Genomic DNA, 22,216 nt, shown 5'->3' with positions numbered 1-22,216 from the left:
TTCGCCTCCTAGACGCGCTTGCGGTACATGGTGTCGAGCCACACGGCGAGCACCAGAACAAAGCCGACAATGATGTTTTGCAGCGGCGTGTCGATGCCGAGCAGCACCATGCCGGACTGCAGCGATTGCATCAGCAAGGCGCCCAGCATGGCGCCAAGAACCGTCCCTGCGCCGCCGGCCAGCGACGTGCCGCCAATGACCGCTGCCGCGATGACGAGCAATTCATCCAACGTTCCCAGTGCGTTGGTGGACGCGTTCAGGCGTGCTGACGAAATCGCAGCCCCGATGGCGGCCAGAAGCCCCATCAGCATAAAAATCTTCATCGTCACCCAACGAGTCGCGATGCCGGCCAGCGCTGCCGCTTCAGGATTGCCGCCGATCGCAAAGACGTAGCGGCCGAAACGGGTGCGGCGGGTCAGGAAGGTCATGACGATACCAACCGCGACGGCCATCAGAACGGGAATGGCGATGCCGTGGGCGATGAACAAGCCGCCTTCGGGCAAGGTGATGCCGTTTTCCTGCGCATAGCGGCGCACGATGCCGATCGGCCAGCCGTATGAATTGGCGACTAAGACAGCGCCGAGAATGACGAGGCAGGCGACAGCGCCCAAGAAAACCTCAGCCCATACCGGGCGGAGCGGGAAATGGAAGCGTTTGCGCTGGGTGCGGGCCGAGCGCAGCAGCCAGATAACGCCGAGACAGGCTATGACGGCAACGATCCAGCTCCAGGTCGCGCCGATCGAGCCTTCCGGCCCGCCGCCCATCAGGCGATAGGTCTCGTCCATCGGGGCAACGGTCTGGCCAGAGGTTAGCCACCAGGCCCCACCGCGCCAGATCAGCAAGCCGCCGAGCGTGACGATAAAGGCAGGAACGCCCATATAAGCAATGACATAGCCCTGTAGGGCACCAATAGCCGTGCCGACGATCAGGCCGGAACACAGGGCGATGATCCAGAGCCAGTGGCTGCCAAGCGGGATGCCTAGGTATTGCGGCAGCCATTGCGCCTGCATGACGCCCATGACCATGCCGGAAAAGCCGAGGATGGAGCCGACCGAAAGGTCGATGTTGCGAGTGACGATCACCAGCACCATGCCGGTCGCCATGATGGCAACGGAAGCGGATTGAACGGACAAGTTCCAGAGATTGCGAGGGGTTAGGAACAGGCCGCCGGAGAGGAAATGCAGGCCGACCCAGATGATGGCGAGCGCGGCCAGCATGCCGAGCATGCGTACATCCAGCTCGGTTGCTTTCAAAAAGCGCGCAAAAGGGCCGAGCTCGGAAGCGCGTGCGCGATCAACCGGCGTGGTTGTGATATCCGTCATTTCTGCTCCTCCAGCCGCGCGCAACACGCGACTTGGCGCACCATTTGGCCAAATGGCAGCACGAAACGGGGCGCTTGGAGCGCCCCGTTTTCCTGGTTCAGCGATTTATTCGCAGCCCTTCACGCCCTGAGCGGCACCCTGACAAGCGGCCTCCTTTGAGATCCAGCCGGCGTCGATCACCAGGTTGAGGTTGTCCTTGGTGATAGGAACGGGGGTGAGGAAGAGCGAGGTGAGTTCGGTGCCGGACGGCGACTTGAACGGTTTTACGTTGGCGATGTCGGTCATCGCTTTTCCATCGGCCAGCTGAGACGCGATTTCAGCGGCGGTCTTGCCGAGTTCGCGCGAGTCCTTCCAGACGGAGACGGTTTGCGTGCCCTGCGCAACGCGGTTCAACGCGGCATGGTCGGCATCCTGGCCGGAAACCGGAACCGAGCCGGCGAGACCCTGGGCGCTCAACGCGGCAATCGCGCCGCCGGCGGTTCCGTCATTGGCGGCGACCACGGCATCAACCTTGTTGTCGTTGGCGGTGAGGAACTGCTCCATGTTCTTCTGGGCGTTCGCGGGCAGCCAGCCGTCGGTATAGGCCTCACCGACATTCTTGATCTTGCCAGAGTAGATGGCGTCCTTCAGCACTTCGGTCGCGCCGGCAAACAGGAAGTCGGCATTGGGATCGGCGCCGTTGCCCTTGATGAAGACGTAATTGCCTTCGGGCTTCACCTTGAACACTTCGCGGGCCTGCATGCGGCCGACTTCGACATTGTCGAAGGTGAGGTAGAAGGCATCCTTGCTGTCGATCAGGCGATCATAGCCGACAACCGGAATGCCCTCGTCGACCGCCTTCTGCACGGCCGGACCGATCGCGCTGGCATCCTGAGCCAGGATGATCAGGGCATTCGCGCCCTGCGAGATCAGCGATTCCACATCAGTCAGCTGCTTGGATGCCGAAGACTGGGCGTCGGCAGAGATATACTTGTCGCCGGCGGCCTCGATGGCCTTCTTCATGGCGGCTTCATCGGTTTTCCAGCGCTCTTCCTGGAAGTTGGACCAGGACACGCCGATAACCTTGTCCTTCGCCTGCGCCATGCCGGCAAAGGCGAACGACAGCGTCACACCCGCCAACAAGGCGGTTGCCAAACGATTCATGATTTCCTCCCTGCACGCGAAAAGCGCGCGACGATCCTCACCGAAGCCGGCGTAGCCGACCTTCTTAGAAAGAGTGACCCGGCGGTGGGGCACCTGTCAACGTAGCCCTTGGGAGCATGTGGGAATGGCAGTGGAGAAGGAAAGCGGAGAGGCGGATGGCTGCTGAACGGCAGCATCACTCTTAGCGTGGACGCGTCGGGCAACGGCATCAGCGCCCTGCCCGGCTAGTCGCGTGACGCGGCTATTCCTCGCTGATGGAATAACCGGCGCCGCGCACGGTGCGGATCACGTCCGGCATGCGGTTGGTGTTTACCGCTTTGCGTAGGCGGCCGACATGCACGTCGACGGTGCGCTCGTCGATATAGATCGTTTCGCCCCAGACATTGTCGAGCAGCTGACCGCGCGAAAATACGCGGCCGGGATGGCGCATCATGAATTCGAGCAGGCGGAACTCAGTTGGACCGAGCTTCACTTCGCTCTTCTTGCGGAACACGCGATGGGACTCGCGATCGAGCACGAGATCGCCGACCTTGAGCACGCTGGACAGGACTTCCGGCTTGGCGCGACGCAGCAGCGCGCGGACGCGTGCGAGAAACTCCGGCGTCGAGAACGGCTTCACGAGATAATCGTCGGCGCCGGTCGCCAGACCGCGTACGCGGTCGCTTTCTTCGCCGCGGGCCGTGAGCATGATCACCGGCAGGCGTTCGGTTTCGGGGCGCACCCGCAAACGGCGGCAGATCTCGATGCCGGATACGCCGGGCACCATCCAGTCAAGGACAAGAAGGTCCGGCACATGCTCCTGCAGCCGCAGATCGGCCTCGTCCCCACGGGTAACGATCTCGACTTGATAGCCTTCGGATTCCAAATTGTACTGGAGGAGGACGCCCAAGGGCTCCTCATCCTCCACGATCATGATTTTCGGCGCGATCATTCAATAATCAATCTCGGATCAGCATTCTTACGCCAGTGACGGCTGCGTTCCCGTTTCATCGACCTTGGGTCGGTTGGCCGGAAGCTGCGAGCCGGTCATGACATAATAGGCGTTTTCGGCGATGTTGGTAACATGATCGCCGATGCGCTCCAGGTTCTTGGCGCAGAACAGGAGATGCGTGCAGGCGGTGATGTTGCGCGGATCTTCCATCATGTAGGTCAGAAGTTCGCGGAACACGGCCGTATATTGCACGTCGATCTTCTCGTCATCGGCCCGCAGCGGCACCAGAGCCTCGGCGTCGCGCTCGATATAGATGTCGACGACGCGTTCGAGCTGGTGCTGGACCAGTTCGGCCATGGACTCGATGCTGTGCGCGAAAGTCTGCGAGGCCGGGCTCTTGTCGACTGCCGCAACGCGCTTGCCGAGGTTCTTGGCGAGATCGCCGATGCGCTCGAGATCGGACGCGATGCGGATGGCGCCGACAACCGTGCGCAGATCGTCGGCCATCGGCTGGCGCTTGCCGATCAGCGTTATGGCGCGTTCGTCCAACTCGCGCTGACGGGCATCCATGACGGCGTCATCGGCAATGACGCGACGCGCCATATCCTGCTCGCCTTCAAGCAGGGCGACCGTCGCGGCTTGAACCATAGCGGCCGAAAAATGCCCCATGTCACGGATGATCCGGTCGATGGCGGCAAGTTCCTCGTCGAAGGAAGTAACGGTATGTGCAACCATGATGCTGCTCCCTTCCCCGATCAGCCGAAGCGACCGGTGATGTAGTCTTGCGTGCGCTTTTCGGCGGGGCTCGTGAACATCATCTCGGTGGGACCTTCCTCGACCAGAATGCCGAGATGGAAGAACGCCGTGCGCTGCGACACGCGGGCCGCCTGCTGCATCGAGTGGGTCACGATGACGATCGTGTAGTTGGCGCGCAACTCGTCGATCAGCTCCTCGATCTTAGCGGTCGCGATCGGATCGAGTGCCGAGCACGGCTCGTCCATAAGGATCACTTCCGGCGACACGGCGATGGCGCGGGCGATGCAAAGGCGCTGCTGCTGGCCGCCGGACAGGCCGGTGCCGACTTCATGCAGACGGTCCTTCACCTCGTTGAAGAGCGAGGCCTTCTGCAGGCTTTCCACGACGATCTGTTCGAGATCGGTTTTTGAGGTGGCGAGGCCGTGAATGCGCGGGCCGTAAGCGACGTTCTCGAAGATGGTCTTCGGGAACGGGTTCGGCTTCTGGAACACCATGCCGATGCGGGCGCGCAATTCCACTACGTCGAGCTTGGGATCATAGAGATCCTCGCCGTCCAGCTGGATCGTGCCGGACACGCGCGCGCCTTCGATCGTGTCGTTCATGCGGTTGAGGCAGCGCAAAAAGGTCGACTTGCCGCAACCCGACGGGCCGATGAAGGCGGTGACGGCCTTTTCCGGAATATCGATCGAGACATCGAACAGCGCCTGCTTCGGACCATAGAAGACACTGACATCCTTGGCGTGAACGCGCACTTGGCGGGGTTCGGGATCTGGCGTGCGCACCGTCTGGAAGGTCTTGGGCAACGCAACCGAGGCCGGGTCGGGAATAGAAACCGGGGCGACGTTCGCGTTCATTTTCTGGGTCTCCGGAGCATTAAACATCATGCGCGCCTTTCGAAGCGTGACCGCAGAACAATCGCGATCGCATTGAGGGCCAACATTACAGTGAGAAGGATAATGATCGCCGCCGCTGTCTTCGGCTCGAAGTAGTTGCGGTTCTCATTGCCTTCCCAAAGGAAGATCTGAACCGGCAAAGCGGTGGATTGGTCGAGCGGGCTGACCGGCAGCGAGGTCACGAAGGCGTTCATGCCGATCAGAAGCAGCGGCGCGGTTTCGCCGATCGCTTGCGCCACGCCGATGATCGTGGCGGTCAGGATGCCGGGATAGGTGACCGGCAAAACGTGGTGGAACACGGTCTGGGTGCGCGACGCACCGAGGCCAAGTGCGGCCTGGCGAAGCGAAGGCGGCACGGCGCGAAGAGCGGCGCGGGTCGCGATGATCACGGTGGGCAGCGTCATCAGGCTGAGCACGAGACCGCCAGCCAGCGGCGCCGACAATGGCAGGTGAAAGTAGTTGATGAAGACCGCGGCACCCAACAAACCGAACACGATGGACGGCACGGCTGCGAGGTTGTTGATGTTGACCTCGATCAGGTCGGTCAGCCGGTTCTTCGGGGCGAACTCTTCGAGATAGATAGCGCTGGCCACACCGACCGGAACCGCCAGCACAATGACGATGATCATCATGTAAAGCGAACCGATAAAGGCACCGAGCAGGCCGGCTTCGGCAGGGGCATTGCGGGAATCGGTGTTGGTGAACAGCACGGATGCAAAGGCCATGCGGATGCGGCCGTCTTCATAGAAACGATCGGCCAAGGTGCGCGCGGCTTCCGGCAGCTGCTGGCGGTCGCTGGCGATCGAGCGATCGATGTCGCCCTTCAGCCAGACATCGACATTGGCCGAAGCGAGCAACTCGACGGGCACGGTCTTGCCGAGCAGATCAGGGTTCTCGATGAACATGTTGCGCAGACGATAGCGCTCGTTCTGCGAGATCATCGCCTGAATGTCGCGCGGCGTCATCTGGATATCGGGGGCTTCAGCGCGGACGCTGTTTTCCACGATGCGGTTCCAGTTCAGCAGCGACACCTTGCGCTGCCAATCCAGGTTCGCACGCTGGAAAGCGGCGGGCGACTGGTCGGGCTGCTGGACCGGCTTGGGCTCGACCTTGATGACGGCCGGATCGAAGGTCACATCGACCTTCACCACCGGCTGCCAGAAGGCCGGCACGCCATCATGCAGGATCGTGCCGAACAGGAAGAGCACGAAGCCGATGGCAATCGTGACGGAGGCGATGCCGTAGAAGCGGAAGCGGGTTTCGGCACCGCGCCGGCGCTTCAGGCTGGCCTGGATGCGGCTGCGGTTGGGCGAGCTGGCGGCAGCCGATGACTTGGGAGAGGACACAGCGGAAACGGTCATGGTCTTACTCGTACTGCTCCCGATATTTGCGCACGACATAAAGCGCGATGACATTGAGGCAGAGCGTCATGGCAAACAGCGTGAGCCCGAGCGCGAAGGCGACAAGGCTCTGTGGGCTGGCGAAGTTGGTGTCGCCGGTCAGCTGGTTGACGATGGACACGGTGACGGTGGACGTCGCCTCGAACGGGTTGAAGCGAAGGATCGGCGCGTTGCCGGCAGCGAGAACCACGATCATGGTTTCGCCGAAAGCCTTGGACACGGCCAGAAGAAAGGCGCCGACGATGCCAGGCAGTGCTGCAGGCAGAACCACGCGGCGGATGGTTTCGGACTTGGTGGCACCCATGCCCAGCGAACCGTCACGCATGGCGCCCGGCACCTGGGTGATGATGTCGTCGGACAAGGAAGACACGAAGGGGATGATCATGATGCCCATCGCGATGCCGGCGGTGAGCGCTGATGTGGCACGGATCGGCACGCCGATCATGCCGCCAAGAGCAGCCAGGGCCGGTCCAAGCGTGACGAGGGCGAAGAAGCCGTAGATGATCGAAGGGATACCGGCGAGGATTTCGATGGCCGGCTTGGCGAAGGCACGCACTTTGCGCGGCGCATATTCGGCCAGGTAGATCGCCGACATCAGCCCGAGCGGGATAGCGACCAGCATGGCGATGGTGGACACCATGATCGTACCCCACAAGAGCGGCAGCAGGCCGTACTGACCGTAATCGCCGCCCGCTGTCGCGGAAAAGCGCGGTGCCCACACGGTGCCGAAGAAGAAGTCCATCGGCGAGATAAAGGAGAAGAAGTGCAGCGCCTCGCGCAGAAGCGAGGCGATGATGCCGACCGTGGTGAGGATCGCGATGCCCGAGCAGATCGCCAGCAGCACCTTCACAACGGCTTCAAACTCGTTGCGGGCGCGCAGCCTTGGAGCGATGCGCGCGCGCATGACGAGCAGCCCGATGATGCCGAGGCCGGCAGCCACCGCAACGGTGGCCCAGAAGGTCAGCAAGCGAAATTCGTGTAGGGACTGCCCGGCCGCGTTTTCGTAGGGCTGCGCATCGCCAACCACGCCATAGCCGGTGGAAATCTGTTCGACGCGACGAAGCGCATCACGCAGTTGCGTGGCGTCGCCGTTCACCACCTCGGGCGGCAGAAGCGACAGCGTGTAGGTGCGAACGACGTCGTCGCCGACGAAAAACCAGACAAGCAGGATGGCCAGCGCGGGCACCAGGCACCAGAGCGCGACCATCATGCCATGATAATTCGGGCGCGAATGCATTTTCAGCGTGCTGCTGCCGGCAACGGCGCGGCTACGCGAAAGGCCGATCTGATAGGATGCGGCCAGGAGAAGGAGAAGCAGAGCGGCAACGACCAGGCTGTTCACGAACCCACTCCAGAAAAGACGTCAAAACAAGTCGGCTATGCGCGACCAGGCTTTAAGGCAAAGACAATGCCGTCAGCTGCGCGCGTGGCAAGACACCGAAAAAGGCGGAGCGCCGATGCGCCCCGCCCTTCTCCAAAAGTTTTACTTCGCTGCGACGGTCTTGCCGTCTTCGAAAGCCTTCAAGGCTTCGGCGCGCTTGTCGTCCGGCATCGGGATGAGGCCAGCGCCTTCCAGCGTGCCGCCCGAGCCGGTCACCGCGTCGGACAGGAAGAACTCGGTATATTCCTTGATGCCCGGGATCGTGCCGATGTGCTCGCCCTTGACGTAGAAGTAGAGCGGACGCGACACCGGATACTTGCCCGAAGCAACGGTCTCGAGCGAAGGCGTAACGCCGGAAACGTCGGCAACCTTCAGCGTGTCGCGGTTCTGCTCGTAGAAGGAAAGGCCGAACACGCCAACGGTGGACGGATTGGCCTGCAGGCGAGCCAGCGTCTCGGTGTAATCGCCGGAGATTTCAACGACGACGTCCTGACGGAAGGTTTCGCAAGCCTTGGTCATGGCTTCCTTGTCCATTTCCGGCAGCTTGGCTTCCTTGCAGCCTGGAGCGATCATCTTCTCCTGGAAGACTTCGCGGGTGCCGTGGTTGGAACCGGGGATGGCGACGTTGATTTCCTGGTCCGGAAGCGATGCGTCGATGTCCTTCCAGTTCTTATAAGGGTTGGCGACCATCTTGCCGTCAACCGGAACCTGTGCAGCGATCGCCTTGTAGACGTGGACCGGCTGCAGTTTGAAGTCGCCCTGGTTGCTGCTGGTGGCGAACACGATGCCGTCGAAGCCGAACTGGACTTCCTGGATCTTCTCGACGCCCTTGGCCTTGCAGGCCTCGATCTCTTCCTTCTTGATCGGACGCGAAGCGTTGGCGATGTCGATGGTGTTTTCGCCGACACCTTCACAGAACTGCTTCAAACCACCGCCGGTGCCGCCGGAGCCGACAACAGGTGCCTTGAAGTCAGGGAAAGCGTTGCCGAATTCTTCGGCCACGATCGAGGCGAAAGGCAGCACGGTCGAGGAACCGGCGATCTGGATGGTGTCGCGGGACTGAGCCGAGGCTGGGCCTGCGAGGAGGATCGCCGCAACGGCGGTCGAAAGCAAAAGCTTGTTCATGGAGCCTACTCCGTTCCGGATAAATTCAAATTCGGATGCACCGTGGGGCGTCTTGCCCGCGGGCTGCGAGGGGAGGCTTAGGGGGTCTGTGTAACAGTTACATGACAGTTTTATATCGGCTCAATGATGAGTGAAGATCATCCGCCGATCGGCTACAAGAGCGGCTGCAAATTCTTGTCATGCAGAGTCTAGGCGTCAGCTTCAAACAGCAAAAAGCCGGCGCGAGGCCGGCTTCTGCTTGGATCAGTCTCGTCGTTCAGATCAGCGGCGCGAGGAAAACAGCGCGATCAGAAGGCCGATAATGGTGAAGCCGACAACGGCTGTCGCGACCGGGTTGTCCTTGGCTGTGGCTTCCACGAAACGAGCCTTGGAATACAGCTCCTTGCGCGCGCCCTTGGTGTTGGTGAGGAAGCTGTCGATCAGGTCCGCAATGGTTTCAGACGCATCGTCATAAACCTGCGACGACTGCTTCCTCACCTGCTTGCGCAGCACGGCCACTTCCTTCTGCAGGGAAGCAAGCTGATCGCTCACGTCGCCTCCAAGATCGTCGCGGAATTTCGAGAAAGACGTCATGGATCGGTCCTCAAATCAATGAATGGAAGTTCTAGGAACGGATGGGACCAAGCTTTGTTCCCCGATCGAAGTGACAGGACGCATACAGAAATGCCCTCGTGCGGCCGCAACAAACCGCCACCAGAATGGTTCTAGGTTCGATCAACCTGTCTCGGGAAGGAGACCACCATGGCCGACCAAGATAATCGCCGAAACGATGCGTTGAACGAAGATCGCTTGCCCAGCGACGAGAACCGTCTCCCCGGTGCCGACACCGCAGGGACAGAAGACGGTGCCGTACTTGCAGACGACGATCTACTGGGTGACGACGAGATCGACACGGAAGATGCGGATCTCGCCGAAGCCGATCTGTTCGACGACGATGAAGACCTCGTCTCGCTTGACGAAATCGAAGACGACGAAGCCGAGGACGTAACCGGCCAGGATGACGACAATCCGTATCAGGAGTCCGATGAAGCCCTGCCGGACGACGACGAAGAGCGTTCGATCGCCCGCGACAACTCGCGTGAAGGCTCACGCTTCGGCGAAGTCTGATCGCTTCGATCGCGGGTAATGAAAAAGCGCCCGGCTTCATCAGCCGGGCGTTTTTTATGTCAGGAGATTGTCGGACGGACTGGCCCGACACTTACAGATGATGGTGACCCTGCCGGTGGATGACGCTAAGACGTAAGTTCCTTCGGAGCTGGATGAACGCCCACCGATGACGACGACTGACTGGGTGGACGACCCGATTCTGCAAAATGGCGGCGAATGCGGTGCGCTGATGCGCGGCTTTGACTGGGCCCGGTCGCCTCTCGGCGTTCCAAGCACGTGGTCGCCGCAGCTGCGCACGACGGTTGGTCTGGCGCTGGGTTCGGTTCAGCCCATGCTGATCGTGTGGGGACCGGAACAGATCACGCTTTACAATGATGGCTATGCCCCGATGTGCGGCAATCGCCACCCGGCCGCACTCGGCCAGCCCTTTCGCGATTTGTGGTTCGATATCTGGGACGACATCGAGCCGATTCTTGCGCGTGCCTATCAAGGCATCGGCACGCAGATGGACGACATCCAGTTGACCATGCACCGCCATGGCTATCCCGAGGAAACACATTTCGCCTTTTCCTATACGCCGGTGCGCGGCGATGACGGTGCGGTGCTCGGCATGTTCTGCGCCTGCGCGGAAACAACGCGAATGGTGATGGCGCGGCGCCAGCATCATCGTGAAAGCGATCTGTTGCGGCAGGTCTTCGAACAGGCACCGGGCAGTGTCGCCGTTCTGCGCAGTCCCGAGCACGTGTTCGAGATGGCCAACGCGTCCTATGAACATCTGGTCGGGCGCAAGGAACTAGTTGGCCGTTCCGTGCGCGAGGCACTTCCCGAGATCGCCGAACAAGGCTTCATCGATCTGCTCGATGCGGTGTATCGCACCGGCGAGGCCTATGTCGGCACCAACATGCCGATCACGCTCAATCGTTTGTCGGATGGCAAGTTCGAAGAGCGCGTCGTCGATTTCGTATATCAGGCACTTCGGGATGAAGCCGGAAATGTGGACGGCATTTTCGTCCAGGCACTCGATGTAACCGACCGCGTGCAGTCCGAACGCCAGCAGGAGGTGCTGAATCAGGAACTGGCGCACCGCATGAAGAACCAGCTGGCAATGGTGCAGGCGATCGTGTCGCAAACGATGCGCTCGGCCGAAGATCTGGCCGGCGCGCGCAAGAGCATCAGCGACCGTATCCAGGTTCTGGGACGCGCCCATGACATGATCCAGGTCGGCGTGGGTGGTCGCACCGGTGTGCGCGAAATCGCCGATGCCGTCGTCAACCTGCACAGCGACCTGCGCAACAAGCAATTCACCATCGAAGGACCAAAGATTGTACTGGGCGCCAAGCAGGCGTTGTCTCTGTCGCTGATCCTGCACGAACTCGCCACCAACGCCTTCAAGCACGGGGCCTTGTCAGTGGAAGGTGGCCAGATCGATCTCAGCTGGAATGCAGAAATGCGCGACGGCATCGAGCACTTCGTTCTCGACTGGAGCGAAAGCAACGGCCCGCAGGTCGTGAAGCCCACCACCACTGGTTCCGGCAGCCGCCTCATCAAGGCCGGTCTGGCCGGCGCGATCCGTTGCAGCAGCGAGTCGGTTTACGCGCCCGACGGCTTCCGCTTCCGCTTGTCGGCCGACCTGTCTTCCCTGCGCGACTAGCCTGGTTCAAGCCGCAGCAGCGGGATGCAGCTGCCGCAGTTCCCGCGCCACCAGATCCTGCAAGCGCCAGAGATTGCGGTCGTGGATGCCGAAAGCCTCCAGATGGGCGACGGTGTTGTAAAGGTATTCCGCGCAGGACCCGGCGTGGCCGCAAGCGCGGGCGAGAATTACGGCGACGTCGGCCAGCGGCAGTTTTCGCGCCGTGTTTTCGCCGGTCGGTCCTGCCCAAAAAGCCAGAACGCGCATCTTGCCCTGGTCTGTGTCTACCGTGATCCAGCGGATCATGTGGGCATGCTGGTGGTAGCGCAATTCCCGCCACAACATGCGCCGGATCTGGCTCACGCGGTCGTCTTCGGCGATGCGATAGATCACACCATCGCAACGCCCGCCGCGCTCCAGCGCCATCATCAAGCCCGGCTGTTCCGGCGTGCCGCGCCAACCCCGCATGATCAAACAAAACGAGCGATGCCAGCCATAGGCGCTTGCCCGCATATGACCGGTGGCATCGAAGTCCGGCTTCCAGATCAGTGAGCCGTAAGCAAAGACCCACAAGGGATCATCGCCGCATTCCGCATCGTAGCGACGCGCCAGCACATCAAGCTCGTCATCGGACAAAAGCGTCATGCCGGGCTCGGGAGCAAGCTCCGGCTCGGGACGAACGCTCAAGGCAACAAGCTCGGGGGTCAGCGTCATGTGGCGGGTCATGGTAAAACAAGCTAGGCGCTGAGCCCCACCCTGTCATCAGCGACGCAGCGTCAACCGGGTCATTCCCCCTGTTATGGCTGTCATGGATGAGCTGCAGCCGCTTCAAGCGCCCGAAAACGGGACAGAGGCGCCTTGCGTGTGAAGTTTGGATGGTTATCCGCCAGGCTACCCCCTCTTGGTGTCAGCAGACCTCCCTTTTTGCGCACTGTCTGCCCTACGCAAAAGAAGGCTGGCTTCCTAAATGAGCGGCGTTCGAGGGGAGCTCCGCATTCATGTCGTCCACCAATGAGCAGTCGGCCTGGTCGGTTACAGAAGCCTACATCCTGCTGCGCCGTACCTCGTCGCGCCCGCTTTCCACCAAGGCTGCCGTTGCGCATCTGCGCGAAACCGTGTCGGACTGCGAACACACGGATGAAGAACTGGTTCAGCTGATCGCCATCAGCGCGGTGCGCCATCGCTGCCCCCTGGCTTTCGACGGCCCGTTCAAGCCCAGCCAGGCAGCCATAGAACAGACCATCCTGTAAGCCAGCTAAGCTTTTTCTTAAGCGAACGATGGCGCTTCCTAGAAGCAGGAAGAGGCAAGTCAAGCCTCTGATTCAGTTACAGATTTGTAATGCAGTCATTCACACCTCGTTCATCAGCACGGGCTCAAAAAGCATGCGTTGAGTTCAAGGAGTTTCTCATGTCCAAGATTTTCAAGCGTCTCGTTCTGTCCACCGCGGCCGTTGCCATGCTCGCTGTTCCCGTCGCGCAGGCGCAGAGCCGTCACCAGGATACACGCCAGGGTCACCATTACAGCCAGAAGAAGCATCAGGATGCCAAGCGCCACAGCTGGAAGCGCGGCGAGCGTGTATCCGATTGGCGCAAGCGCGCGGCGATCCGCGACTACAAGCGCCACGGTCTGCGGGCTCCAGGTCGCGGCCAGCATTGGGTCAAGGTCGACAATGACTACCTGTTGATCACCCTGGCGACGGGTGTCGTTGCCGGCATCGCTGCTGCACGGTAATCGACCCGCTCTTGCACCGGCCGCTTCATCGCGGCCGTTGCAACTCTGCGATGACCGGGCGCGGCTGGACGATCCATCCTTCCCCGTCTGCCCCTGCAATGGGCTGGGAATGATGCCATAGTGCGGGCCGTTCGATTCCTCGAAAGCCCGCCTCCATGCAAATGCTCCTCCGCAAGATCCTTCTCGACCCGTTCCTGATCATGCTTCTGGGGGCGATGCTCCTGGCAGCCTTGCTGCCCGCGCGCGGCGACGCAGCCGACGTGCTCGACTGGGTCGTGACCGCGGCCATCGCGCTGCTGTTCTTTCTGTATGGCGCCAAGCTGTCACCATCAGCCGTTGCGTCCGGCTTGCTGCATTGGCGGCTGCAATCGCTTGTCTTCATCTGCACCTACGGCATCTTCCCGGTTCTCGGGCTGATCGCGTCGCATGTCTTACGCGGTCATCTGCCGGATGATCTGGTGCTCGGCATCTTGTTTCTGTGCCTGCTGCCGTCGACCGTGCAGTCCTCGATCGCCTTTACCTCGATCGCCAGAGGCAATGTCGCAGCCGCCATCACCAGCGCCAGCCTGTCGAACCTAGCCGGCGTCTTTGTGACACCGCTTCTGGTCGGCCTGATCATCGGCGCCCAGGGTGGCGAAAGCTTCGATCTGAGCTCGGTCGGCGACATCGCGCTGCAGATCCTGCTGCCCTTCGCGATCGGCCAGCTGTGCCGCCCGCTGATCGGCAAGTTCCTTCAGCGTCATGCGCGCATGACCCAATTCACCGATCGCGGCGCGATCCTGCTGGTGGTTTATGCTGCCTTCAGCGAAGGCATGGTGGCGGGCGTGTGGTCGCATGTGGACGGCACCGACCTCATCTGGATCCTGGCAACCGCCTGCATTCTGCTCGCTTTGATCCTCGCGATCACGGCATTGCTAGGAAAGCTGCTCGGCTTCAGCCGCGAAGACCAGATCACGATCCTGTTCTGCGGCTCAAAGAAAAGCCTCGCCACCGGCGTGCCCATGGCCGGCATCCTCTTTGCCGGGCAGTCCGTATCCCTGGTCGTGCTGCCGCTGATGATCTTCCACCAGATCCAGCTCTTCATCTGCGCCCTTCTGGCACAGCGCTACGCAGCCCACGCGGACGCCGATGCCAACGCCGTGAACACGGTGGTGCAAGCCGTGGAAACCAAGGCTTGAAGAGCTTGAATGGGGAGAAGAGGTGGTACGCCCAAGGGGAATCGAACCCCTGTTTGCGCCGTGAGAGGGCGCCGTCCTAACCGCTAGACGATGGGCGCTAGCCGGAGTGACCGCGATATAAACGGCACTTTGCGAAAAGGCAATGGCCTGTTGATGCGCAGGCCAAAAACCTGTGCGGATCAGAGTGCCGGCAGGGCGACGCGGGCAATAATGCGGCCGGCGGTGAAGTCGTAGATCACCAGAACACGGTTGCCGTTCGGCTCGATCGTGTCGAGCGCGACGCGGTTGCCGGACAGGGATTGGCCGGTGACGCGCGTGCCTTCAGCTAAGGGCACGGACTGGATGCGGTCGTCGCCTTGCGGGATCGTCGCGGTTTCGGCGGCAGGGACTGCTTCGGGTTCGGGTGTTCGGGTCCAGCGGTAGACAATTGCCAGCACGACCGCCATAAGCGCCAAAAACAGCAGGCCGAGATTGATCGCCATGAAGCGCACGAGCTTGCGGCGAACATTCTCCACCGCCGGATCGAGCGGCTTGTCGTCGTCGAGATCGGGATCCTGCTGATTCATGAACTCACTTCCAGGAGATGCGTGCCATAATGAGTGGCCGTGATAGCGAAGCCGCCGCCGCAAAGGAAGGTGCCGAGATGAATGCAACTGCCGGAACCGACCTGCTTACTTTGCTCGTTGAAGAAGACGGCGCTGGCATGCGGCTCGATCAATGGTTGTCGGCGCAAATGGCGCCTGATTATTCGCGCAGCCGCATTCAGGCTCTGATCAAGGCCGGCGCAGTGCAGATCGATCAGGTGCCGGTCAGCGACCAGAAGCGCAAGCTTGGCGTCGGCCAGAGCGTGACCATCGACGTGCCGCCGGCGCAAGATCCGGAACCGCAGGGCGAGAACATCCCGCTCGACGTGCTGTTTGAGGACGAGCATCTCATCGTCATCAATAAGCCGGCGGGCCTCGTCGTGCATCCAGGTGCCGGCAACTGGACGGGCACGCTGGTCAATGCGCTGATCCATCACTGCAGCCAAAGCCTGTCGGGCATCGGCGGCGTAAAGCGGCCGGGCATCGTGCACCGGTTGGACAAGGACACCAGCGGCGTCATGGTGGCGGCGAAAACGGACCAGGCCCATCGTGTCCTGTCGGACGCCTTTGCCGACCATGGCCGCAGCGGCGATCTCGAACGCGCTTATCTGGCCCTGGTCTGGGGCACTCCCGATCGGGCCACCGGGACGATCGACGCGGCCCTTGGTCGTGCCTCGGACCGGGTCCGGCGCGCGGTTGTTCGCGAAACTCGCGAAGATGCGCGCCATGCTGTCACGCATTATGCGGTGGCCGAGACCTTCGGCGACAAGACGGCGCCGTCGGCTTCCCTGGTGGAATGCACGCTGGAAACCGGCCGCACCCATCAGATCCGCGTGCATATGGCCCATCTCGGTCACCCCGTGATCGGCGATGCGGATTATGGTCAAGCTTTTCGCACCAAGGCCAACCGGCTGGCGGAACCGTTGCGCGCCCAGGTCGTTGCATTCCCTCGGCAGGCCCTGCACGCTTGGCTCCTCGGCTTTTCACACCCGGTTACGGGCGAGCCGATGCGGTTTGAAGCGCCACCGCCCGCCGATATGGCTGCATTGCTGGCGGGATTTCGCGCTTTGTAACACTCTGGGCCGCATCGTTCACGCTTGGGTGACGCTGTGTTGCGTGCCACAGAAAAAGTGCAATTTCTCGATTTGTTCTGATATAAGAACGTCGTCGCGCATGGCTTATCCGAGTGCGCGCGGCAGGCCTGCCAGCAGGAGGCCGTTCGAGAAGGAGGGTGCTTTATGGCCCAGTCACTACCCAGTATCGTTTCCGGCGAAGGCGGCTTGTCCCGCTACCTGGAAGAAATCCGCCGCTTTCCCATGCTGCAGCCGCAGGAAGAGTACATGCTCGCCAAGCGGTATCTCGAGCATGAGGACACCAAGGCGGCCCACAAACTCGTGACCAGCCATCTGCGTCTCGTGGCCAAGATCGCCATGGGCTATCGCGGCTATGGTCTGCCGATCGGCGAAGTCATTTCCGAAGGCAATGTCGGCCTCATGCAGGCCGTGAAGAAGTTCGAGCCGGAACGCGGATTCCGTCTGGCCACCTACGCGATGTGGTGGATCAAGGCTTCGATCCAAGAATACATCCTGCGTTCGTGGAGCCTCGTGAAGATGGGCACCACCGCCAACCAGAAGCGGCTGTTCTTCAACCTGCGCAAGGTGAAGGGCAAGATCCAGGCGCTGGAAGATGGCGATCTGCGTCCTGACCAGATTGCCGAGATCGCCACCAAGCTGAACGTCTCGGAAGCCGAAGTCGTGTCGATGAACCGCCGTTTGTCCGGTGACGCATCGCTGAACGCGCCGATCCGCGCCAGCGAAGGCGAAAGCGGCGAATGGCAGGACTGGCTGGTCGACGATTCGGAAAGCCAGGAAGCCATGCTGATCGAGCAGGATGAGCTGGATAATCGCCGCAGCATGCTGTCGTCGGCCATGGCGGTCCTGAACGATCGCGAGCGCCGCATCTTCGAAGCGCGCCGCTTGTCGGAAGACCCGCTGACCCTGGAAGAACTGTCGTCGGAATTTGACATCAGCCGCGAGCGCGTTCGGCAGATCGAAGTCCGCGCTTTTGAAAAGGTGCAGGAAGCCGTTCAGGTCGCCGCGCGCCGTCAGGCGCAGGCCCTGCGCACCATCGAGGCGGAACCCGCCTGATCCCAGGATCATCCCTGATCCCTGCAATTATCTGATTAAATAAAAAGCCCGCCTGGATCGCTCCCGGCGGGCTTTTTTGATGCTTCGATGTCTGTGTTCAGCGATTGCCGGCGGCCTGCCAGGCTCGCATCGCTTCCTCGAACACGCGTTCGCCGGGCACACCCTTTTCCATGGTAATGAGTGCGCGGCGGCCGGAATTGTAGATCAACGGCACGTCGATCCAGTTCTGGCGGCGCAGCAGCGTCATGTTGGCTTGGATTTCGGCCGGCGAGTCGCTCAGCGCGACAAGGAAGAAGCCTTCCGCGATTCGGGCGGGAATGCCGAGCAGCGGGCTGCCGGTGGCCTGCTCGCTATCCTTCATCGCCACGCGAACGACGTTCTGGATGCCGCCGCCCTCGAAACCTTCCGGCGTGAGGAAGATCATTTCCATAATGTGGCTGGCCGGCAGCGTCGGATCGGCATTGCGGCGGATCGTCATGCGCAGCTGCATATTCTTGCCGGGAATCGTGGCTTCCGCGCGAATGGCTGGCTCGGGCGGCGCATCACCGCCGGGCGATTCCTGCACGACCGACCAGACGATCGATCCGCTTTCAGCGGTGTTCGGCGCAGTTGACGTCCGCTCTTCATAGAAGATCGCGCGCTGGCCGACCTGAACCGTCGGCTCGGAAGTGGCAGGCGTGGTGCCGGCTGGCGTCGTTGTTGGTGCAGCAGAACCGGATGCCGGAGCATCGCTGGCGGCAGGCGTTTCTGCTTGCGCGGTTTGCGTCAGCTCGGCAACCGAGGTGCCCTCGCCGATCGCTACGCTGCCATCGGCTGGGCCGGGATCGACCTCGCTGCCATCGGCCTGAAGGCGCTGCGTGTATTTGCGCAAAGGCTCGGCGCCATTTGCGGCGGGCTGCGCCGCAGGTGTGGCGGCCGCCTGCTCCGGCTGGCTTGGCGTCGCAGCGGCAACTTGCGGCTGCTCGGCGTCTTCCGTAGCTTCAGGCTCGGTGGTTTCCGCCGTTGCCGGATCGGTCGCGGCGGCTGTTGCACCGCCGGCAGCCTCGTCGTTCACCGCCGCATCATCAGGCAGATCCGTTCCTTCGGCAACATCGCCCGCACCATTCAAGCCGACCCAGGCCGTCAGCGCGTCCTTGTTTGACCATGCAGCATAAGCACCACCGCCGAGAACCAGCAGCGCCAGAACGGCAGCGATCAGACCGCCGGAAACGCCACGACGCGGCTTGTCGCGATAAACAGGCTGCGGGATAAACGGACGATCCCGCTCGCGATCATGACCGACCTCATCGAGCGCAGGCTCGTCATCGACCGTGTCACCGGGAAGTGCCGCGCGCGCATACGCATCTTCCTGGCGTGGTTCGGAAACGGCAAACTCGCCGGTGCGCGGAAGCACGGCCGGCTGCTCGCGTTCAAGCTGCGGCTCGGGGAAATGATCGTCGTCCGATTGGTAGGTGTCGAACAGCGTATCGAGTTCGTCGAGATCCTCTTCCGGCGGTGCGTAATACTGCTCCACCGCCTGGATCGCGTCTTCGATCGCCTGCCGCTGACGCTCGGCCACGGCTGCCGGCGGCGGAGGATTGATCGCTGCCAGCTTGGAGTCGATGGTCGCGCGCGCCTTGGCATAAACCTTGGCGCGCACTTCCGGCGTGTTTTCGCTCAGCCCTTCGATCGTCTTCTTAAGGACGGCGACGAAATCTGCCATTCGGGTTGAAACCTTATCTCGGCGGGGACACCAGCCAAATCACCGGCGTCTGGTGTTTCACGAATTAATCTTGAAACGGATCGGTCACAAGGATCGTGTCGTCGCGTTCCGGGCTGGTTGAAAGAAGCGCCACCGGCGCGCCGATCAATTCCTCGATATGGCGCACATATTTGACTGCCTGCGCCGGCAGGTCATTCCAGCTGCGGGCACCCTTCGTGGTGCCCTGCCAGCCCTCGAGCACTTCGTAGATCGGCTCGACCCGAGCTTGCGCGCCCTGGCTGGCCGGCAGATAGTCGATCACCTCACCGTCCAGACGATAGCCGGTGCAGACCTTGATCTCGTCCAACCCATCCAGCACGTCGAGCTTGGTCAGCGCGATGCCGTCGATGCCGTTGACGGCGACCGCCTGGCGAACAAGCACCGCATCGAACCAACCGCAGCGCCTTTTACGCCCGGTAACTGTGCCGAATTCATGGCCACGCTCGCCCAGGAACTGGCCGACTTCATTGTCCTGCTCACTTGGGAACGGCCCTTCGCCCACACGCGTCGTATAGGCCTTGGTGATGCCCAGCACATAGCCGATCGCGCCAGGCCCGACGCCCGACCCGGCCGCAGCCTGACCAGCCACCGTGTTGGATGAGGTCACGAAGGGATAGGTGCCGTGGTCGACGTCGAGCAAGGTGCCCTGCGCGCCTTCGAACAGGATGCGCTCGCCAGCGCGGCGCTTGTCGTCCAGTACCTTCCAGACGCGGTCGATGTAAGGAAGGATCTCGCCGGCCACCGATGTCAGCTCGGCCATGATCGTTTCATGCGCCACTTCCGGATGACCGAGGCCGCGGCGCAGCGCATTGTGATGCGTCAGCAGGCGGTCGACCTTCATCGGCAGCGTGTCAGGCTCGGCAAGATCCATGATACGGATCGCACGGCGGCCGCCCTTGTCTTCATAGGCCGGGCCGATGCCGCGACGCGTCGTGCCGATCTTGGTGCCGGAATTCGATGCGGCATCCTCGCGAAACCCGTCGAGCTCGCGATGCAGCGACAGAATCAGCGGCGTGTTTTCGGCGATCTTGAGCCGGTCCGGCCCGATCTCAACGCCCAGCGCGCGGATGCGCTCGAGTTCAGCCACGAAAGCATGCGGATCAAACACCACGCCGCTGCCGATGATCGAAAGCTTGCCGGGACGCACGACGCCGGACGGCAGAAGCGAAAGCTTGTAGGTCTTGCCATCCACGACCAGCGTATGACCGGCATTGTGGCCGCCCTGAAAGCGGACCACCACATCGGCGCGCTCCGACAGCCAGTCTACGATCTTGCCCTTGCCTTCATCGCCCCATTGCGAGCCGACGACCACTACGTTGGCCATGCTATCTTCCGTACAGGTTCTCGCGGTCAAACAAGCCGCAAACAGTTGAAAACAGACGCCTCTATAACCGCTGGACTGCCGTTGCGCGACCCTTGATTAACGATTTGGGCAAAGTCAGGCACAACAAACTCAGGCGGCTGACCATTTACTTACGCGAGCCTTCCCCGCTACTGCCTCCCCTGCAGTCGGGAGCATCCATGCGCAAAACAGCCTATCCTCTTCTGGCACTGACGATGCTGCTTTGGGCCGGCAATTCCATCGCCGGCAAGCTCGCTGTTGGGCATGTGTCGCCGATGGTATTGGTGACGGTGCGATGGGGCGCCGTTTTCCTCATCCTGCTCGCCACGCAAGCGAGTCAGCTGAAGCGCGACTGGGCGTTGATCCGCGCACGCTGGGTCTATCTGCTAAGTTGGGGCGCGATCGGCTTCACCGGCTTCAGTGTCGCGCTGTATTACGCGCTGCATTTCACGACGGCGGTGAATACGAGCATTCTGCAGGGCGGCATGCCCTTGTTCGTTTTCGCCGCAAGCTTCGCGCTGTTCGGCAGCCGGGTGCATCTTGAACAGGTACTCGGCTTTTCGCTGTCCTTCATCGGCGTGCTGGTGATTGCCCTGCGCGGCGAATGGGCAAACCTAGTCACGCTCAACGTCAACTTCGGCGATGCGCTGATGCTGCTCGCCATCATCGCCTACGGCTTCTACACCGCGGCCCTCAAAGCCAAGCCGATGCTGCACTGGACGAGCCTGATGATCATGCTGTGCCTGGGCGCGACACTATCCGCCCTGCCCTTCCTGGCACTGGAAGCGGCATCCGGTTCGACCATCCTGCCGGATCTGGAGGGCTCGGCGCTGATCGCCTTCATCGTGCTGTTCCCGTCCCTGCTGGGACAGGTGCTTTACATCAAGGGCGTCGAACTGATCGGCTCGAACCGCGCCGGCCTCTTCATCAACCTGCTGCCTCTATGGGGCGCACTGCTGGCCGTGCTGATCCTCGGCGAAGAGTTCCACCTCTACCACGCGATCGCGCTCGCCATGATCCTGGCCGGCATCGCACTGGCTGAGCGGCGGAGTCTGACTCGACCTTGAACGCACCGAGTGATATCATTGGTCTGCAAGCTGATATCACGGAGCAGAAACGATGGCCCAGCTTCTCATCCGCCGCCTCGACGATGAGGTCAAAGAACGCCTGCGCAGCCGCGCCAAGGCGCATGGTGTGAGCATGGAAGAAGAGGCGCGGACGATTTTGGTTGGGCAGCTTGCGCCGGTCGAGGCTGAGGATACACGCGGAATTGGCACCAAGATTGCGGATCTGTTTCGGCACATCGACTGGGAAGGCGAGGAATTGCCCCGGCTCCCACATCAGCCCTATAAGCCATTCAGCTTCGACGAATGATAGTTCTCGATACGAATGTAGTGTCGGCTCTCATGAAGCCGAGCGACCATCCCGATATCGCGGGATGGCTCAACCAGTGGCCTGAACGGCTGGTCCGAACGACGTCCATCACGATCATGGAATTGAACTACGGCATCCATCGACTGCCGTTTGGACGAAAACGGCGGGAACTTACGGAAAGCCTCCAGACCTTGCGCAGGCAATACCTGCAAGAGGTTCTCGCCTTTGATCAAGACGCAGCCGAATTTACCGCCACGCTCCTTGCCAACGCTCATTCCGTCGGCCGCAACCTAGATTTTCCAGACACCCAGATCGCCGGCATCGTTCTTGCCAACAACGCCACACTCGCCACGCGCAACATCCGCGATTTCGAAGGTCTAGGGCTGAAGCTCGTCAATCCTTGGGACTGACGAGCCTCATCGTCGTTTCG

General features: G+C 61.6%; 23 protein-coding genes and 1 tRNA gene. 10 read left to right on the top strand and 14 right to left on the bottom strand.

Translation table 11 applies throughout. The annotated features are described in order from the left end of the window. Positions 1-8: 8 nt before the first annotated feature. The 9 genes from IE166_RS16110 to IE166_RS16070 all read right to left on the bottom strand — a co-directional run bounded on the left by IE166_RS16110 (position 9) and on the right by IE166_RS16070 (position 9,524). Positions 9-1,322: a sugar ABC transporter permease gene (locus IE166_RS16110; RefSeq protein ID WP_189505639.1), complete on the bottom strand. Its 1,314-nt coding sequence runs from the start codon at positions 1,320-1,322 to the stop codon at positions 9-11. Between the two features lie 105 nt (positions 1,323-1,427). Then, positions 1,428-2,465: a D-xylose ABC transporter substrate-binding protein gene (gene xylF, locus IE166_RS16105; RefSeq protein ID WP_189505637.1), complete on the bottom strand. Its 1,038-nt coding sequence runs from the start codon at positions 2,463-2,465 to the stop codon at positions 1,428-1,430. 241 nt (positions 2,466-2,706) lie between these two features. Then, on the bottom strand, positions 2,707-3,396 hold the full coding sequence (phoB, locus tag IE166_RS16100) for a phosphate regulon transcriptional regulator PhoB (protein ID WP_189505634.1): 690 nt from the start codon (positions 3,394-3,396) through the stop codon (positions 2,707-2,709). Positions 3,397-3,423: 27 nt separating this feature from the next. Further along, positions 3,424-4,131, bottom strand: coding sequence for a phosphate signaling complex protein PhoU (gene phoU / locus IE166_RS16095; RefSeq protein ID WP_189505632.1), 708 nt, complete (start codon positions 4,129-4,131; stop codon positions 3,424-3,426). A gap of 20 nt (positions 4,132-4,151) precedes the next feature. Further along, a complete protein-coding gene (gene pstB / locus IE166_RS16090; protein WP_385966136.1) occupies positions 4,152-4,934 on the bottom strand; it encodes a phosphate ABC transporter ATP-binding protein PstB in 783 nt (260 codons plus the stop codon). A gap of 98 nt (positions 4,935-5,032) precedes the next feature. Beyond that, positions 5,033-6,406 (bottom strand): phosphate ABC transporter permease PstA, encoded by a 1,374-nt coding sequence (gene pstA / locus IE166_RS16085; protein WP_189505628.1) that lies wholly within the window; start codon positions 6,404-6,406, stop codon positions 5,033-5,035. Between the two features lie 4 nt (positions 6,407-6,410). Continuing rightward, on the bottom strand, positions 6,411-7,787 hold the full coding sequence (gene pstC / locus IE166_RS16080; RefSeq protein WP_189505620.1) for a phosphate ABC transporter permease subunit PstC: 1,377 nt from the start codon (positions 7,785-7,787) through the stop codon (positions 6,411-6,413). A 141-nt stretch (positions 7,788-7,928) separates the two neighbouring features. After that, complete coding sequence (locus IE166_RS16075) at positions 7,929-8,951, bottom strand: PstS family phosphate ABC transporter substrate-binding protein (RefSeq protein WP_189505618.1); 1,023 nt, start codon at positions 8,949-8,951, stop codon at positions 7,929-7,931. A 261-nt stretch (positions 8,952-9,212) separates the two neighbouring features. Continuing rightward, complete coding sequence (locus IE166_RS16070; protein ID WP_189505616.1) at positions 9,213-9,524, bottom strand: hypothetical protein; 312 nt, start codon at positions 9,522-9,524, stop codon at positions 9,213-9,215. 168 nt (positions 9,525-9,692) lie between these two features. Between IE166_RS16070 and IE166_RS16065 the strand changes: the two genes are divergently transcribed. Together IE166_RS16065 and IE166_RS16060 are read left to right on the top strand one after the other, a co-directional pair. Continuing rightward, a complete protein-coding gene (locus IE166_RS16065; protein ID WP_189506063.1) occupies positions 9,693-10,058 on the top strand; it encodes a hypothetical protein in 366 nt (121 codons plus the stop codon). A gap of 166 nt (positions 10,059-10,224) precedes the next feature. Next, positions 10,225-11,709, top strand: a complete 1,485-nt coding sequence (locus IE166_RS16060; protein ID WP_189505614.1) for a sensor histidine kinase — start codon at positions 10,225-10,227, stop codon at positions 11,707-11,709. Positions 11,710-11,715: 6 nt separating this feature from the next. On the opposite strand, the gene IE166_RS16055 is transcribed toward IE166_RS16060, so the two are convergent. Continuing rightward, entirely contained in the window at positions 11,716-12,402 is a 687-nt protein-coding gene (locus IE166_RS16055; protein WP_189505612.1) for a gamma-glutamylcyclotransferase, read from the bottom strand. Between the two features lie 284 nt (positions 12,403-12,686). Here IE166_RS16055 and IE166_RS16050 point away from each other — a divergent pair, with 284 nt between their 5' ends. The 3 genes from IE166_RS16050 to IE166_RS16040 all read left to right on the top strand — a co-directional run bounded on the left by IE166_RS16050 (position 12,687) and on the right by IE166_RS16040 (position 14,598). Then, the gene (locus IE166_RS16050; protein WP_189505610.1) at positions 12,687-12,938 is read left to right on the top strand and encodes a hypothetical protein; all 252 of its coding nucleotides are present in this window, start codon (positions 12,687-12,689) and stop codon (positions 12,936-12,938) included. Positions 12,939-13,096: 158 nt separating this feature from the next. Further along, positions 13,097-13,420 (top strand): RcnB family protein, encoded by a 324-nt coding sequence (locus tag IE166_RS16045; RefSeq protein WP_189505609.1) that lies wholly within the window; start codon positions 13,097-13,099, stop codon positions 13,418-13,420. Between the two features lie 155 nt (positions 13,421-13,575). Further along, entirely contained in the window at positions 13,576-14,598 is a 1,023-nt protein-coding gene (locus IE166_RS16040) for a bile acid:sodium symporter family protein (protein ID WP_189505607.1), read from the top strand. A 23-nt stretch (positions 14,599-14,621) separates the two neighbouring features. On the opposite strand, the gene IE166_RS16035 is transcribed toward IE166_RS16040, so the two are convergent. Both IE166_RS16035 and IE166_RS16030 read right to left on the bottom strand, forming a co-directional pair. After that, positions 14,622-14,696 (bottom strand) — tRNA-Glu (locus IE166_RS16035). Positions 14,697-14,777: 81 nt separating this feature from the next. Next, positions 14,778-15,164: a fimbrial protein gene (locus tag IE166_RS16030; protein ID WP_189505605.1), complete on the bottom strand. Its 387-nt coding sequence runs from the start codon at positions 15,162-15,164 to the stop codon at positions 14,778-14,780. Between the two features lie 77 nt (positions 15,165-15,241). On the opposite strand from IE166_RS16030, the gene IE166_RS16025 reads away from it, so the two are divergent. Both IE166_RS16025 and rpoH read left to right on the top strand, forming a co-directional pair. Then, positions 15,242-16,255 carry an RluA family pseudouridine synthase gene (locus IE166_RS16025; protein ID WP_189506054.1) on the top strand — a complete coding sequence of 338 codons (1,014 nt, stop codon included), beginning with the start codon at positions 15,242-15,244 and terminating at the stop codon, positions 16,253-16,255. A gap of 165 nt (positions 16,256-16,420) precedes the next feature. Then, positions 16,421-17,329: an RNA polymerase sigma factor RpoH gene (rpoH, locus tag IE166_RS16020; protein WP_189505603.1), complete on the top strand. Its 909-nt coding sequence runs from the start codon at positions 16,421-16,423 to the stop codon at positions 17,327-17,329. Between the two features lie 97 nt (positions 17,330-17,426). Here the strand turns inward: rpoH and IE166_RS16015 are convergent, their stop codons facing one another. Beyond that, positions 17,427-19,031 carry a hypothetical protein gene (locus tag IE166_RS16015; protein ID WP_189505601.1) on the bottom strand — a complete coding sequence of 535 codons (1,605 nt, stop codon included), beginning with the start codon at positions 19,029-19,031 and terminating at the stop codon, positions 17,427-17,429. 64 nt (positions 19,032-19,095) lie between these two features. Next, a complete protein-coding gene (locus IE166_RS16010) occupies positions 19,096-20,394 on the bottom strand; it encodes an adenylosuccinate synthase (RefSeq protein ID WP_189505598.1) in 1,299 nt (432 codons plus the stop codon). A gap of 197 nt (positions 20,395-20,591) precedes the next feature. On the opposite strand from IE166_RS16010, the gene IE166_RS16005 reads away from it, so the two are divergent. The 3 genes from IE166_RS16005 to IE166_RS15995 are packed head-to-tail and all read left to right on the top strand — an operon-like array spanning position 20,592 to position 22,196. Then, complete coding sequence (locus IE166_RS16005) at positions 20,592-21,479, top strand: DMT family transporter (protein ID WP_189505596.1); 888 nt, start codon at positions 20,592-20,594, stop codon at positions 21,477-21,479. A 52-nt stretch (positions 21,480-21,531) separates the two neighbouring features. Then, positions 21,532-21,786, top strand: coding sequence for a FitA-like ribbon-helix-helix domain-containing protein (locus IE166_RS16000; RefSeq protein ID WP_189505594.1), 255 nt, complete (start codon positions 21,532-21,534; stop codon positions 21,784-21,786). Next, on the top strand, positions 21,783-22,196 hold the full coding sequence (locus IE166_RS15995) for a type II toxin-antitoxin system VapC family toxin (protein WP_280514879.1): 414 nt from the start codon (positions 21,783-21,785) through the stop codon (positions 22,194-22,196). The genes IE166_RS16000 and IE166_RS15995 overlap by 4 nt, the downstream gene beginning before the upstream one ends. The last annotated feature ends 20 nt before the right edge of the window (positions 22,197-22,216 follow it).

Source organism: Tianweitania populi (genome assembly GCF_014652875.1).
Classification (GTDB): Bacteria; Pseudomonadota; Alphaproteobacteria; order Rhizobiales; family Rhizobiaceae; genus Tianweitania; species Tianweitania populi.
This window is presented reverse-complemented; position numbering and strand designations above follow the sequence as displayed.